Below are 13,671 nucleotides of genomic sequence, written 5' to 3'. Positions count from 1 at the left end.
AGCATTAGCTAACTGGAGGATATAGTCATGACGAACGAAACTAGCCGTACTTGGTGGCAACAAGAAATTTTCTACCAAATCTATCCGGCCTCATTCAAAGATAGCAATAATGACGGCATAGGCGATCTGCCTGGCATCACTGCCGAATTACCGAAGTTAAAAGAATTAGGCATTACCACGATTTGGTTGTCGCCGGTTTATAAGAGCCCCATGGTTGACAATGGTTATGACATTGCCGACTATCAGGCGATTGATCCGCGCTTTGGGACCATGGCTGACTTTGATCAGCTCATGGCAACTGCCAAAGATCTCGGTATCAAAGTGGTAATGGATTTGGTGGTCAACCATACGTCCGATCAGCACCGGTGGTTTCAAGCGGCGCTCAAGGATCCGGACTCACCATATCGAGACTTCTATATTTTCCGCCAAGGTCATGATGGTCAGCCGCCGAACAACTGGCGCTCAAACTTCGGCGCTGGCTCGTCATGGACAGCGGTTCCCGGTGAGCCCAACACCTATTATCACCACGTCTTTTCCCCACAACAACCGGACCTGAATTGGGAAAGTCCGAAGTTGCGGCAAGCCATTTATAGCATGATCAACTGGTGGCTAGCCAAAGGTCTCGCCGGATTCCGGGTCGACGCCATTACGTTTATCAAAAAGGATCAGGATTTTGCTTCCATCACGCCAGATGGCAGCGATGGGTTAGGCAAAGTTAAGCGCAAAACGGAAAATCGACCGGGTCTGGATCAGTTCCTCAAAGAGCTGAACGCCGCCACTTTTAAGCCGGCCAATGCCGTCACGATCGGCGAAGCGTCCGGCGTTGCATACGATCAACTCGGTGACTTCATTGGCGAAAACGGCTACTTCTCAATGATTTTTGATTTTCATTACGCCGATATTGACGTCGCTTCTGGGTCTGAGTGGTTCAAGCAAACCAACTGGACGCCGAAAATGCTTGGCGAGGCGATTGCCAAAAGCCAGCTGGCAATTCAAAAAGTTGGCTGGGGGGCTAATTTCCTTGAAAATCATGATCAACCGCGAAGCCTAAGCAAGTATATCCGTGAGCCGCAATATCGCAATGCGATCGGGGCAAAAGCCTTAGCACTGTTATACTTCGGTTTACGTGGCTGTCCGTTTATCTATCAAGGCCAAGAACTCGGCATGGTCAATGCGGTGCGAACCAACATTGATCAATTCAACGATCTTTCCGCGCACGACAACTATCGTCGTGCACTGGCAGAAGGCTACTCCGAAGACGTTGCGCTTACCTGTGTCAACCGGCGCTCACGTGACAATGCTCGTACGCCGTATCCATGGGACGACAGCCAAAATGACGGCTTCAACGCTGGTCATGAACCTTGGTTGCCGCTGGCCAAGCAAGCTGCTGGCGTGAACTGGCAGGCAGAACACGATGATCCCAATTCGGTCTGGACGTTTTATCAAACGCTCTGCCGTCTGCGGAATGCATCACCATTGCGCGCCGATTTGATCGAAGGCGACTTTGCCCCGCTGAATGCACACAACGACAACGTGATTGCCTATGCCCGCGGGCAACATGTCCAAATTTTTGTGAATCTTAGCTCGAAGTCAGCCGTAGTTGACTTACCAGCCGGTCACGTTTGGCTGAACAATTACCCGGACGTTGGAACGAGCTTACAACCCTATCAAGCGATTCTTATTGAGGTGAAATGATCATGGCTAAAAACTATGAAGAAGAAGCAAAAGCAATTTTAAAGCTGGTTGGTGAAAATAACGTCGATTCCGTGACCCATTGCCAGACGCGACTGCGTTTTGTGGTGAAAGATCGGAAGGCAATTGATGACAAAGCCCTTGAGAAGTTGCCGGAAGTCAAAGGTGTTTTCTATGGCTCTGGCCAATATCAGGTCATTATCGGCACCGGCGTTGTCAACGATGTCTACGCGGCTATTGCTAAGCTTGGCACCGTGAATGCGATTTATGGTAAAGACGACGCCGACACTGCCGGTAAAACCAGCAACGAGCACAAGACAGTCGTACAGCGATTAATGGCGATGCTATCAGGCATTTTCATTCCAATTATTCCTGTGATTGCTGCGACCGGTCTGTTCTTAGGGCTGAAAAGTGCAGCAACCAATGCGCAAGTATTAAAACTTTTCGGAGCGGTCCCAAGCGATATACCGGCTAGCCTGACATCGGTAATCTCGGTGCTCACCGATACCGTTTTTGCTTTCTTGCCCGCCTTGATCGTCTGGTCGACCTTCCGCTACTTCAAAGGCACACCGATCATTGGGATCGTCATTGGTTTAATGCTGGTTTCGCCAATTTTGCCAAATGCGTATTCGGTTGCTGATGGCAGCGCCAAGGCCATTATGCTGTTTGGCTGGTTGCCAGTTGTTGGTAGTCAAGGCTCTGTGTTAACCGCCTTGGTCGCTGGGTTTATCGGGGCCAAACTTGAACTATTCTTCCGGCGTCACATGCCCAACGTTTTGGAACAGATTCTCACGCCATTCTTGACGATGCTCGTCACGTTCGCCATCATGATCATGGGTGTCGGTCCAATTGTCCACGCTATTGAAAGTGGCATGCTTGTCGGTGTTGAGGCCGTGATCCATCTGCCATTTGGAATCGGTGGGTTCCTGATCGGGGCCGCTTATCCACTGATGGTTCTCATCGGGATTCATCAGACCATGATCGCCATCGAAACTTCGCTGCTTGCTTCAACCGGTTTGAATCCGTTGATCACACTTGAAGCGATGTATGGCTTTGCCAACCTCGGCGTTGCCCTTGCCATTTTCTTACGGGCACGTTCCAACAAGGCTAAAGCAACTTCAATGGGTGCCTTTACCTCACAACTATTCGGAGTTTCCGAACCAACATTGTTTGGGGTCTTAATCCGCTACAACTTTCGGCCATTGATCGTCACCGTTTTGACATCCGGGATTGGCGCTGCGATTTTAAGCATGCTCAACGTCGCTGCTAACTCGTATGGCCTTGCAGTGGTGCCATCTTATCTGATGTACATTTATAACGGCCACGCGCTGTTATGGTATACCATCGTGTCACTTGGTACCGTTGTCGCGGCCTTTGTTGCGACCAACGCGTTTGCGATCCCGAAGGAAGTGCTAACGCCAGACGGGGATGTCGAAACCGCCAATGCTGTGATCTCCTCAACCGTCAGTGACAACAAAGGCTATGCACCGGTTGGCGGTGAAACCGTTGCGTTGGATCAAGTCAGCGATCCTGTTTTCGCTTCAGGGATGATGGGTGAAGGCATGGCTATCAAGCCTGCCGAACCCGGCATCAACAAAGTTTACGCACCACAAGCCGGCACCTTATCCGTCGTCGCCGACACCGGCCACGCATACGGCCTAACGACAGATGATGGCATGGAAATCCTCGTTCACCTAGGTATCGATACCGTCAATCTCAAAGGTGCACCGTTTACAGTCGCCGTCAAAGCCGGTCAGCATGTCAACCAAGGCGACTTGCTCGGCACCTTTGATCAAGCAGCTATTAAAAAAGCTGGCCTAGATGCAACGACCATTGTGCTGATTACCAACAGCAAGTCTTATGCACGGATCGAGCCAGTCGCGGCTGATACCACGGTTCAGGCAGGTGCGGATTTGCTCGCGGTGCAGCGGGAAGATGTGAAGGTTGAATCGGTTGAACCGGCTTGATGTTAATAAAGAGCCGAGTTAGGTACGTTTTTGATTTAAAACATCTCAGATTGCTCCACGATTCTGAATTATCTGAGGAAAATCTCTAGGCAAAAAGTTCTATGTCGTGCCAAACTCCGCAATCTCCGGCCAGATGGGTGGCGACGCGAAGCTAGAGCGGAGCCGGCGCTTCGAGCCCGCAAGGCCCGCGGTCTCGAAGTCGCCTAACAACATCAGCTCCACAGACCGTCGCTGTGTTGTTTGCACGGCTGAGCCCCATCTGGCCTACGATTGCTCCGCTTTGGCACTGGGATCTTTAAAAATCGTCATATATCTTCTATGAGGATTAAGAAAAAAGTTTCTTCTAATAGGGAAATCGTTGGTCATTATTTCGATGATAGAAAATTATTTCCCAGCTTTTTAACACAAAAATGCCCCTAGTACTAGCAGATGTCTCAATCATCTGTTGGTACTAGGGGCATTTTTGTGGAACGGTTAGCAGTCGGTATCGTGATAATCTCCTTGAGTTATCACGACGCTAAATGGGAGTGTGACAGGAAGCAACAGTTGATCAAAGCTAGTCAGTGTTTACCTTGTCTGTCGTCACCGTCACAACAAACGTAGACTCGTCTTTCTGGTAAAGCCGGTGAATGTTTTGCAGTAGCAACATGATCCATGACATCGCGAGGGCGAAGGCGATCATCTCAAACGCTGTCAGTGACAAGTAGTGGACGAACTGGAAGAGGATCGCGGCGAAAATGATGATGCCGCCGATGATGTAACTGGTGCTTAGAAATTCGCGCGAAACGCCTGGCAACAGCCAACGAACTGCAATGATCATGCCGATGATGAAATAATTCAGGAACCAAGCACTTTGCGTATGCAAGATATGCATGAGGCCGCGATTGTTCGGGAAAAGGCCAACACCCAGCAAAGCAATTGCCGCAACCGTCAACATGATCCGCATCGTGATCAACCGCCAATCATTTTTGCGATGCGCCATCAGTGGTACGAAGAGATAATCCACCAGCGCGATCCACAGCAAGGCCGACACAGCGATGGTGAGATTAAATTGCCACGCATTCAAAGCCTTGTTCGTGCCAAGAAAACTGACGTTATGTTGCCACCACTGGCGCGAACTGTTCGTCACAATCGCGCCAATGACACCGCCAACGAAGGTCGATAGAAACAGGGTCGTGATGAAGGAGGTCGAAATCGACAAGGCCGAATAAATCATCAGGTAGTTCACAATACTGATAAACAACAGGAATAACCCAGTCGCCGTATAAATATCAAAACTGACGCCTTCAAACATATAGCCAATCACCCAGAAAAACACTGATGTCACAAACGCGAGAATAATTGCAAAGGACAACAGCATCGTTGGAAAAATTCGCCAATACCGGCGCCGATGATCCCGCCCATGAATCTGGCGATGATTCTGAATGTAAGCAACCGCAAACGTAGCAATCCCACTCAATTCGCCCAGCACAATGACCATCTGAGCGATCGAGTTCTTCCCCGTCATTGGCACCTGCAAAATCTGGAAATAGATAAAGTAGGCCAAAAACGCGATCCCAGCCAAAACCGTGGGAATCAGGAAGAACCGCAGCGAAATCGTCTGCGTCCCTGTATCCGTCCGTTTAGGCCGAATCACGGCTTCCTTATCTTTTAAAGTAACTTCAACTTGCTCGCCATCTTTAATATCAAGATCTTCCATGATGGCGTCTGGGATGACGACGTGATGTGTTTCTTTAGCCAATGTTTTAACACGCTCCAAAGTTGGTTTGATGTGATGTGTTCAGGAACTTACTGTAGCACATTTTGGAAAAAGGGTGTTGCCAACTTAAAGTACGGTCTAACTTTCGATTGTTAGGCAATGCCTATGATACAATCAATCTGAAGTTATGCGGTAAGGGAGACTCGCAGTCCGCCTATGGGCTGGCACAAAAGGGAGCTTTTATTTTCAAGATTGATTGAGCCTTTTTCTAAACGATAGGAGCTACGCGTCATGACAGAAGCAGACCACGAAATAAGATATGCAGAGTACATGAATATGATCAACATGACCTATTCTGAAGCAGTTGCCTATTTACTCAATAAATATGGACCGGTGAAAGACAACTATTTTAATGAAAAATCTTATCAGCGTTTTCTAAACGGTGAAATCAAGTCTATTAGCAAAGGCAAGTATGCCAGAACTTCAGAAGGACTCTATACGCACCATGTTGACGAGAATCGTGCAGAAAACCTGAGTGATCTAAGATTTATTCGATATTATCAATATCCGTTTAGTATGCATCGTAAAGACAGACTGGTATATGCGGATCTAATCGAACATCTTATTTTGCACGCCATTATTGCTAAAGAGACAAATGGACGCTTTGGTGAAAAAGGATATAGCGTTTTCTTAGCCCCAAATGTCGATCAATGGTTTATAAGTAAGAAGATGCCGGACCCTGAGTGGATGAAGGCAGTGTATCGGCGTTCGTTTCTGACTAAAGAAGAGGCAAAGAGACTTTTAGAGCAAATTGATAGTGGCCCGCGAGCAAAAGTTGCTCGATATTACAGAATCTGAATGATTCTTACGCAGTGAAAAAGCAGTGTTACTTCATGATTAGCGTGAAGTGGCACTGCTTTTTGTTTACGTTTCTAAATGTAGTCAGATTTCGCTACAGAATTGTCCCGAAAACAAATGCAAACTCTAACACAATATTTGCTCTATTCGTTACTCAACTTCAATTTAGTCCGAATCGGTGACGAACGTATCCTGATTTTCTGTCAGAAGTATATATTAAATCAGTCAGTCAGTTGAGTCCCTCTGTATGGACGTTGCCCGTAATATGCTTCATAATGAAGAAAGTTATCTATACGCTGGAACGCAGCGTTAAGGTTCAAAAAGCATCTCGGTCTTGCGGGCTGCTTTGGATGAATATTAATACAGTTTTGAAGATGCGAATCGAGGAGTATGAATGGTTCGTCAGTGGCTTGCAGGATCTGAAGAAATACGACTAACGGGTTTTGCAATGACAACAGGAGGAGTCAAGAATGGGTGCAACACTTGAATCTACGTTTGAAAAACGATTAATCGAACAGTTAACGAGGGGCATTTCACAATGGACGTATCGTCCGGAGCTAAAGACAGAGGAGGATTTGTGGCGTAACTTTCGGCAGAAAATCGAACAAAATAATGTTGCTGTGTTGGACGGACATCCGCTAACAGAACAAGAGTTTCGTCAAATTCAGAATCAGCTTCAATTTGGTACGTTTTATGATGCCGCTAAGTGGTTGGCTGGCGAAAATGGTGTGGCCAAAGTTCAAGTGCAACGTGAAGATGCCACGCTAGGAACGGTTCGACTAGAAGTTGTTCGTCGGGAAGATGTAGCTGGTGGTACTTCTTCCTACGAGGTTGTTAATCAGATCGAAATGCCCAAAGTGTTTGCTGACTACCAGAATCGTCGGTTTGATGTCTCACTTTTGATCAATGGGTTACCGTTAATTCATATCGAACTCAAGAATGCTGATCACTCTTACATGGATGCTTTTCGTCAAATTAAAAAATATCTGAGTGACGGTATGTTTAATGGCATCTATTCAGTTGTTCAAATGTTCGTTGTCAGTGACCCGTACCACACACGTTATATTGCGCCAGCTTCAGGCACCAAGATGAACGAGCGCTTCTTAACCAACTGGGTCGATGAGCATAATCAACCTGTAGAGACGCTGACTGATTTTACGGATCAGGTACTCTCGATTCCACAAGCACATAAGATGGTTACCCAATATACCGTGATTGATTCGATTCGTAAGTCCTTAATTTTGCTGCGGCCTTATCAGATTCATGCGATCGAGCGAGTTCGTGAAGCGACAAAACATCAGGTCTCCGGATACGTCTGGCATACCACAGGATCGGGAAAAACGCTGACGGCGTACAAAGTTGCGCGCAATTTATTGCAGATTCCAAGTATTGATAAGACGATCTTTATTGTTGATCGAGTCGACCTAGACCAGCAAACTACAAGCTCTTTCATGGCTTACGCTGAAAACGATACTATTGATATTGATGAGACTGAACACGTTCGCGATCTTATTAAGAAGCTAAAAAGTACAGACCGCACTGTCATTGTCACGACGATTCAAAAACTTAACTTTGTCATGCGTCGGTTTGCGGATAAGCAAGGCACACGAGACTATGAGCGATTGACAAAGTTAAAGATTGCTTTTGTTGTTGACGAGTGTCATCGCGCTGTTACTTCGCGAAAACAGTGGGAAATTAACGGCTTTTTCCATCACGCGTTGTGGTATGGCTTTACGGGTACTCCCATATTTGAGCAGAATGCACGTAAAGAAGAGGGAAACTTGCCCCGAACGACTGCGGAACAATATGGCGAACGACTGCATGAGTATACAGTCAAAGAAGCAATTCATGATGGTGCCGTCTTGGGCTTTCAAGTGGAGTATATAAATACGATTCGTGATGATCAACTAACTGAGTTAATTGCGAAGCGCACAGGAGAGTCCCTTGCAGATGTAGCAAAGATGGATCCTGTTGAGATGGAAAAGAACCTGCCCTCTTCTGATTATTTGAACAAAAATCATATGTGGAAAGTGATAGAGGGGATCGTCAACCATTCACAAAAGAAGCTGGGCTTGTACAATGGCCGAGGCAATTCTTACACGGCTTTGTTGACAACTAGCTCCATTTCGCAAGCACAAAAATACTATGAATTGTTCAAAGAGTTACGTGCTGGTAAAGCGCCATTTACAATGAACAAGCGTACCTCAGAATTATTACCTGACTTTCCGAAAGTTGCTATCACTTATTCAGTCACTGAAAATGATCTCGATTCAACCCTGAATCAAGACGCGATGCGAAAGTCCATTCGTGACTACAACGAAATGTTTGGTACGAGTTACAGTCTTGAGAATATTAACTTATATAACGCTAATATCAATGATCGGTTAGCTCGTAAACAGGCCCGTTATCTGTCTCGTGAAGAGCAATTAGACCTCGTTATTGTGGTTGATCGATTATTGACTGGTTTTGATGCGCCTTGCTTGTCTACCTTGTTTATTGATCGCAAGCCGATGCAGCTGCAAAATATCATTCAAGCCTTTTCTCGAACCAATCGTATCTTTGACAAAAATAAACAGTATGGACAGATTGTTGTCTATCAACTGCCGAATACCTTTGCAAAAGCAGTCGAAGATGCGTTAATCCTCTATTCAAATGGCGGTGAAAATGAAGTCCTTGCCCCTGAGTGGAAGGTAGCGCACAACCGATTAAAGAAGGCAGCTTCAAGCTTGAAAAAGTTCAAGATTGATCCTTCTGGTCCACCTATCAGTGAATTGCCAGATGCAACCTTGAAGCAATTTGCCAAGGCATTTCAAGGCTTTGATAAGGGACTGGCTGCTGCGCAGGTTCATAGCGAATATGACTCAGACGAAATTCAAGATGAGATTGCTATCGATTCTCAAGACATCGAGGAATACACAAGTGCCTATAACAATGTTATTGACGAATTAAAGCGGCGTCGACAAACTGAAGGGCCTGAGGAAGACGATTTAGATATTGAGTATGAGTTGGAAACCGTACGTCAGGACACGATCAACTACGAGTATATTGTTAACCTCATCCAAGCCTATGTCAGCGACTCTCGCGATGACAAGCCTGCCGTTAGCCAAAAACGGGTGGAAGAAATTTCGAATTACGTCGATAGATTAAAAAACAACAACGAAAAACTAGGCTCCTTGATGGAAAGCCTATGGCGTAAGATTCAAGCTAATCCTAAAGAATTTCAAAATCAGAATGTCCAAACTTTGCTCCAGACAATGAAAAACGAAACAATCGAACATTTGGTCAAGGATGTCGCGACGACATGGGGTGCCGATCCTGCAGAGGCGCTTTTCTACGCTGAAAATTTTGATCCTAAGAAGGAATCCAATCCCGGCGAAGAGAGCTTAAAACGTCATATGGATTATGAAACGTATAAGGAAAAAACGGAAAATCCGGTTAAGAAGATCTCGTACTGGCGCGAATTTAAAGATGCATACTCGAACCTTATCCGCGAAGAGATCTTGCCACTTAATCAGGACTAATTTGGAGGAACTTAACGATGGCTCAAATGACGTCACAGACACTGTACCAAGCACTTTGGAATTCTGCCGATATTTTACGATCAAAGATGGATGCCAGCGAATATAAGAATTACTTGCTAGGCTTAATTTTTTACAAGTATCTTTCTGATCGCATGGTGGTTTATGCTTCTGATCAATTGGAGGAGAAGACAACAGATCTGGATAAAGCCCAGCAAATTTACACGGATGCATACGATGATAAAGATTTACATGATGATCTGATAAGTAATGTTTCCGATGAGTTTGGTTATCACATTCAGCCCGATCTGACTTTTACAGCTCTCATAGACAAAATCGATCACGGTACCTTTCAGCTTGAAGACCTTAGTCAGAGCTTTCGCGATATTGAACAATCCAGTGAATTCTTTTCTGGGTTGTTCGAGGATGTTGACCTGTATTCGCGAAAGCTGGGTGCAACCCCGCAAAAGCAAAATCAAGTTATCTCGGATGTCATGAAGCAAATCTCGACGCTTGATCTGGTGGGTCAGAACACGAATGACATACTCGGTGATGCGTACGAATATTTGATTGGTCAGTTTGCTTCTGATTCCGGCAAAAACGCAGGTGAGTTCTATACGCCGCAATCGGTATCACGTCTTATTACGCAAATTGCGATGCACGGTAAGGAAGATGTCCGTGGTTTCACGATTTATGATCCAACAATGGGGTCGGGTTCACTTTTGCTGAATGCCCGCCGTTATTCGAATGAACGTCTTTCCATTAACTACTTTGGTCAGGAACTGAATACGTCAACGTACAATTTAGCGCGTATGAACATGATTCTTCATGGTGTGCCAATTAACAACCAGCATTTACACAATGCTGATACCTTGGATCAAGACTGGCCAATTGAAGAACCAACAAACTTTGATGCTGTTGTGATGAACCCACCTTACTCGGCGCATTGGCGGCCGTCGAAGGGGACGGAAAACGATCCCCGATTTGTCAGCTATGGTCTTGCACCAAAATCTAAGGCTGACTTTGCCTTCTTGCTCCATGGCTATTATCACTTAAAGGACACTGGGGTAATGTGTATCGTTTTGCCCCACGGTGTTCTTTTCCGAGGTGGTGCAGAGGGGCGTATTCGTAAAGCGTTACTTGAAAACGGTGCGATCGACACAGTGATTGGGTTGCCTGCAAACATCTTCTTTAACACAAGCATTCCAACCACAGTCACGGTCTTGAAAAAATCTAGAACGACTCGCGATGTTCTCTTTATTGATGCATCAAAAGAGTTCGAGAAGGCTAAGAACCAAAATCATCTGACCGGCGACAACATCCAAAAGATTCTTGAAACGTATATCAATCGCAAGGATGTTGATAAGTATGCCCATCTCGCATCATTCGATGAGATCAAGGAAAATGATTTCAACCTAAATATTCCACGTTATGTTGATACGACAGAACCAGAAAAGCCAGTTGATGTCGTCAAAGTAGTTGCTGATATCAAGAAAAACGATGAAGAAATTGCCAGATTAAGTTCGGAGTTAGCCAAAAATTTTGACGATTTAGTGGCCAATAATGACGAAGCTGCCAAGCAACTCGCTGCCTTGAAGGAGTTGTTTAAAAATGAGTAAGGATGCTAAAAACGTTCCTGCATTGCGGTTTAAGGGGTACTCTGACGCTTTTCCCAAGCGTTCCGAGCAAGCAAAATTCCAAAAACATCGATAACCAAACCCCGCCACAACCCCACATCTCTGGTATGCTAATACCCAGAGAATGCTAGCGATCAATTAGTGTCAATCAACTTAAACCAGCCAGCAAAATACTACTTTGGGGTGACAATTGTGAAGGGTAATGCAGAACTTATCGTCAGTCAGGTGATTGCGAATAATAGGACCATCAATATTCCAGTTTATCAACGACGCTATAGTTGGCGGCGGGAACAGTTGGAACGGTTTGTCGCGGATTTGAAGACGGCTTATGCGAATCAACGCGAGCGATATTTCTTTGGAAGTTTAATTTTGAACGCCACCGGTGACACTAGTACGGTAGATGTCATTGATGGGCAGCAACGACTGACCACTGTTTCGTTATTCTTGATTGCTATCCGTGATTTTTTAGGATCAAGTGATGTGGATTATCAACGAGTTAACGAAATGTTTTTAATAGACAGGTTTGATCGGGATTCAGTCGCGAAGAATCGGTTGCATCCGGTACCTGGTGATGAGGAACAGTATGTCGATGTACTAGTTAATGGTATATCAGCTGCGGATACGATTTTCAAAAGCACCTACGCTTATTTTTGGAATGTTTTGCAGCAGGGAGACTTAACAGTTCGTGAGTGGCTTTCCTTGTTGGAACAACGGTTGCAAGTTATGAACATCGTTGTTGATCAGTACGATGATGCTCAATTGATCTTTGAAAGTTTAAATTCGACCGGTATGAATTTAACGGAATCAGACAAGATCCGGAACTTTTTGCTGATGGGCTTGAAGGGCGATCAACAAGCAGCGGCTTTTCAACTGTGGCAACAGAACGAGCGCTTGGTTGGCAGTGAGGAGCTCTCGCGGTTCTATCGGCAATACTTGACTTCATTGGCTCGGAGCTCAAAGCCGGTTAAAGAAAATGAAATTTACAGCGATTATCGCCGTTATGTGGGCTTGACCAAAGACTTTGATCAAATTGCCCAATTGAAAAAGGAGCAGGCCGCAGCCAAATTATTTGCGGAAATCACAGCGCCAGCGACTGTTGCCATCAAAGATCAACGAGTCAAATCGCTTTTGATTAGACTCGGTCATTTGAATAACGATATTTTGGTGCCGTACTTATTGCAGGTTTTTGCAAAAACGCGTGATGGCGTGCTATCCGCTGATCAATTAGTTGAAGTGTTGCGGGTTTTGCTGGCCTATCTGGCTCGGCGGCTTTTTATCGGTGTTCCCACTACTGGACTGAATTTGCTGTTTGCTGCGCTAGATCGCCAAGTGGAGCATTATGTTGACCAGGCTAAGGTTGATTATGTTGAAGGCTTGAAGTTAGTGTTGACGCAGGTCGTTAAAGAAAATAAACGTTTTCCAACAGATCAATCTTTAAAAGACGCGTTGGTTGAGAAAGATTACTACCACATGAGTTCTATGTCACTGTGGTTCATTCTAGATGAACTGAATAATGCGAGTGGTGAGGAGCAGGACTTATTCGATGCGGCGCAATCTGGTAAGTACTCGATTGAACATATTATGCCGCGAGTTGTGAATAGTAGTTGGCAGAAGGCTTTGGGGACCGATTGGCGACTGGTCCACAATGTTTGGTTGAACCGACTAGCTAACCTGACTTTAACTGGGTTTAATGGTCAGATGAGCAATCGCCCTTATATTGAGAAGCGGGATATGGCAGACGGTTATCGTAAGTCAGGTATTAAACTTAATCAATGGGTAGCGCAATTCGATAAGTGGGATGAAGCAACTTTACAGGAACGGCAGGCTGATTTGTTAACAAGAGCGTTAACAGTTTGGCCACGTCCCAATGTGTCAACTCAGCTTGCGACAGACGATCCAAATTCATGGGATACGTTGGATATGATTCTAGAAACTAACCCAACCGGCACTAAGCCAGTCGCTTTCAGTTTTGTTGATGATCAGGTGGTTCAAATTAAAAGTTGGACTGATTTATACAATCAACTGATTGACCTCCTGTGGGATGCTGACCCATCTAACTTTTTTGCCATGGCCAATAGTGATGAAAGCCTTGTTAAACATGTTAATGAAGTCGAGGCAGATCAACGTTACCGACAACTAGGTGATTCTGACGTTGCCGTCTACGCAGGTGGAGACAGTGCTTGGAGTCGGGTGCAACACATCAAACGATTGTTAGCTGGAAGTGATCATGATTTGTCGGAAGTAAATGTTAAAACGCGTAAAGTTAACCACTCATGAAATTAAGTGGTGTGTGACACGTC

Annotated in this window: 7 protein-coding genes and 1 pseudogene; 7 read left to right on the top strand and 1 reads right to left on the bottom strand. The window is 45.5% G+C overall.

The annotated features are described in order from the left end of the window. Window positions 1-27: 27 nt before the first annotated feature. Complete coding sequence (locus LBPC_RS10555) at window positions 28-1,695, top strand: glycoside hydrolase family 13 protein (RefSeq protein ID WP_003662021.1); 1,668 nt, start codon at window positions 28-30, stop codon at window positions 1,693-1,695. A gap of 2 nt (window positions 1,696-1,697) precedes the next feature. Then, window positions 1,698-3,659: a PTS sucrose transporter subunit IIABC gene (locus LBPC_RS10550; RefSeq protein ID WP_016383936.1), complete on the top strand. Its 1,962-nt coding sequence runs from the start codon at window positions 1,698-1,700 to the stop codon at window positions 3,657-3,659. Between the two features lie 556 nt (window positions 3,660-4,215). Here the strand turns inward: LBPC_RS10550 and LBPC_RS10545 are convergent. Next, window positions 4,216-5,400 carry an AbrB/MazE/SpoVT family DNA-binding domain-containing protein gene (locus LBPC_RS10545; protein ID WP_003571014.1) on the bottom strand — a complete coding sequence of 395 codons (1,185 nt, stop codon included), beginning with the start codon at window positions 5,398-5,400 and terminating at the stop codon, window positions 4,216-4,218. A gap of 249 nt (window positions 5,401-5,649) precedes the next feature. Between LBPC_RS10545 and LBPC_RS10540 the strand changes: the two genes are divergently transcribed. The 5 genes and pseudogenes from LBPC_RS10540 to LBPC_RS10525 all read left to right on the top strand — a co-directional run bounded on the left by LBPC_RS10540 (window position 5,650) and on the right by LBPC_RS10525 (window position 13,648). Next, window positions 5,650-6,216, top strand: coding sequence for an SAV1803-related protein (locus LBPC_RS10540; RefSeq protein ID WP_003662025.1), 567 nt, complete (start codon window positions 5,650-5,652; stop codon window positions 6,214-6,216). A gap of 470 nt (window positions 6,217-6,686) precedes the next feature. Next, on the top strand, window positions 6,687-9,737 hold the full coding sequence (locus LBPC_RS10535) for a type I restriction endonuclease subunit R (protein WP_003662027.1): 3,051 nt from the start codon (window positions 6,687-6,689) through the stop codon (window positions 9,735-9,737). Window positions 9,738-9,754: 17 nt separating this feature from the next. Beyond that, entirely contained in the window at window positions 9,755-11,353 is a 1,599-nt protein-coding gene (locus tag LBPC_RS10530; RefSeq protein ID WP_003662028.1) for a type I restriction-modification system subunit M, read from the top strand. Next, window positions 11,346-11,414 (top strand): annotated as a pseudogene (locus tag LBPC_RS17285) (type I restriction endonuclease subunit S); the annotation flags it as partial. The gene LBPC_RS10530 and the pseudogene LBPC_RS17285, both read left to right, overlap by 8 nt. 98 nt (window positions 11,415-11,512) lie before the next feature. Continuing rightward, the gene (locus tag LBPC_RS10525) at window positions 11,513-13,648 is read left to right on the top strand and encodes a DUF262 domain-containing protein (protein WP_003662030.1); all 2,136 of its coding nucleotides are present in this window, start codon (window positions 11,513-11,515) and stop codon (window positions 13,646-13,648) included. Window positions 13,649-13,671 lie beyond the last annotated feature (23 nt).

The organism is Lacticaseibacillus paracasei subsp. paracasei (assembly GCF_000829035.1).
Taxonomy (GTDB): Bacteria; Bacillota; Bacilli; order Lactobacillales; family Lactobacillaceae; genus Lacticaseibacillus; species Lacticaseibacillus paracasei.
This window is presented reverse-complemented; position numbering and strand designations above follow the sequence as displayed.

What these genes read in the sequence shown, in the direction of transcription:
- LBPC_RS10535 (WP_003662027.1), top strand. Translation starts at nt 6,687, where the DNA reads ATGGGTGCAACACTTGAATCTACGTTTGAAAAACGATTAATCGAACAG.
- LBPC_RS10530 (WP_003662028.1), top strand. Translation starts at nt 9,755, where the DNA reads ATGGCTCAAATGACGTCACAGACACTGTACCAAGCACTTTGGAATTCT.
- LBPC_RS10555 (WP_003662021.1), top strand. Translation starts at nt 28, where the DNA reads ATGACGAACGAAACTAGCCGTACTTGGTGGCAACAAGAAATTTTCTAC.
- LBPC_RS10550 (WP_016383936.1), top strand. Translation starts at nt 1,698, where the DNA reads ATGGCTAAAAACTATGAAGAAGAAGCAAAAGCAATTTTAAAGCTGGTT.
- LBPC_RS10540 (WP_003662025.1), top strand. Translation starts at nt 5,650, where the DNA reads ATGACAGAAGCAGACCACGAAATAAGATATGCAGAGTACATGAATATG.